The 1,646-nt window shown below is 65.7% G+C and carries 2 protein-coding genes; both read right to left on the reverse strand.

Translation table 11 applies throughout. The annotated features are described in order from the left end of the window. A partial coding sequence (locus ELR45_RS22815) for a Gfo/Idh/MocA family protein (RefSeq protein WP_165368022.1) occupies nt 1-684 on the reverse strand: 684 nt, incomplete at its 3' end. A 33-nt stretch (nt 685-717) separates the two neighbouring features. After that, nucleotides 718-1,646, reverse strand: a 929-nt coding sequence (locus ELR45_RS22820) for an AAA family ATPase (protein ID WP_205857080.1), incomplete at its 5' end; no start/stop codon positions are given.

Raw genomic sequence — 1,646 nt, forward strand, 5'->3', positions numbered from 1 at the left:
GTCCGTAGCGATGTCTCGGCACCGGTAGCTCTCGACCTCCAGCGTCACGGGCTTCGCGGCTGGATCGTCCGCCTGAGCCACAGCCAAGGCGTTCATCACCGGGTGCGCGAATGGGTTGGTCGAAGCCCCGTCTGCCACGACTACGCCGTCCAACACCCGATGCCCAGCCCATCCAGAACGCCCGTAGTACTCGTCGAGACGGATCCATTGGCCCGTCACGGCGATGTCCGTCACTTCTCCGATCTCGCCACGAGCCACAATTCCGAGCAACCGTTGCATCGGCTCGCCTGCCATTGCCTGGAAGCCGACCTGGCACAGCCTCCCACTGCGGCGGCAGGCAGCCAGCAATTGCTGATGCTGGGTCACCGAGACGACAGGCGGCTTCTCCAGCAGCACATCGCTTCCGGCACCGACCGCGTCCATGGCCAGCTGAAAATGCGTATGCGGTGGAGTCGCCACGATGGTGACCTCGGGGCGGCAGTCCTCCAACATCGCTCGATGGTCCGTGTAGAACGCCGTATCGCCGGGAAGATCGGCACCGGAATCCGGATTGAGGTCACAACCGCCGACGAACCGTACCTCTCCCTTCGCAGCCAGCCTGTTCAGTGGCTCGAGATAGGTACGCCCGAAACCCCGTACACCGATCAGTGCCACTTTGGCAGTTGCGTCACTTGTCTGTGCCAACCCCATCACCTTCATCAGTTCCAGACAGACCCATTATCGACCTGCCGCCGGGCCTGCCACCTGGCCGAGGATCTCCGTGACGATCGCGGTGGTGCTGACCTGCGTCGTCCACGCCTCGGGCGTGAGCGTCAGCCGGTGCGCCAACGCGGGGACGGCGACCTCTTTGACATCCTCTGGCACGACGTAGTCGCGGCCGTCCAGTACGGCCAATGCCCTTGCAGTCAGCAGCAGCGCTTGGGACCCGCGTGGCGAGGCGCCGACCTCGACCGCGCGATGCCTTCTCGTCGCCGTGGCCAGGTCGACACAGTAGGAGATGATGGAGGAGTCCACGTCCACCGTCTCGACACCCGCCTGGAGCGTCAGTACCGTCTCGGCGTCGACCACGGCCGCTACCTCGGTCTCCTCCCGTCGGCGAGCCACCCGCCGGGCAAGGACATCCGCTTCCCGCGCCGGTTCGAGGTAGCCGGCGGACAGCCTGAGCATGAAGCGGTCGAGCTGCGCCTCGGGCAGCGGGTACGTGCCTTCGTACTCGACCGGGTTCGATGTCGCCAGCACGTGAAACGGCCGCTCTAGCGAGAACGTCGTCCCTTCTACCGTGATCTGTTTCTCCGCCATCGCTTCGAGCAGAGCCGATTGCGTCTTCGGAGGCGTCCGGTTGATCTCGTCGGCCAGCAACAGCCCGGCGAAGAGCGGCCCCGGCCGGAAGGAGAAGTCTCGCGGGCCGGGGTCCCACACGTACGAACCCGTGACGTCGCCCGGCAGCAGGTCGGGTGTGCATTGCAGCCGCCGGAACTCCAGGCCGAGTGCACCGGAGAGACTCCGGGCGGCCAGCGTCTTCCCGAGACCGGGCACATCTTCGAAGAGCACATGGCCGCCGGCGAGAATCGCAGCCAACGCCATCCGCAGTGTGTGTTCCATACCCACCACGGCGTTGCCGACCTCCTTCAACACCGCCGCACCGA

This window comes from Phytoactinopolyspora endophytica (assembly GCF_004138495.1).
GTDB lineage: Bacteria > Actinomycetota > Actinomycetes > Jiangellales > Jiangellaceae > Phytoactinopolyspora > Phytoactinopolyspora endophytica.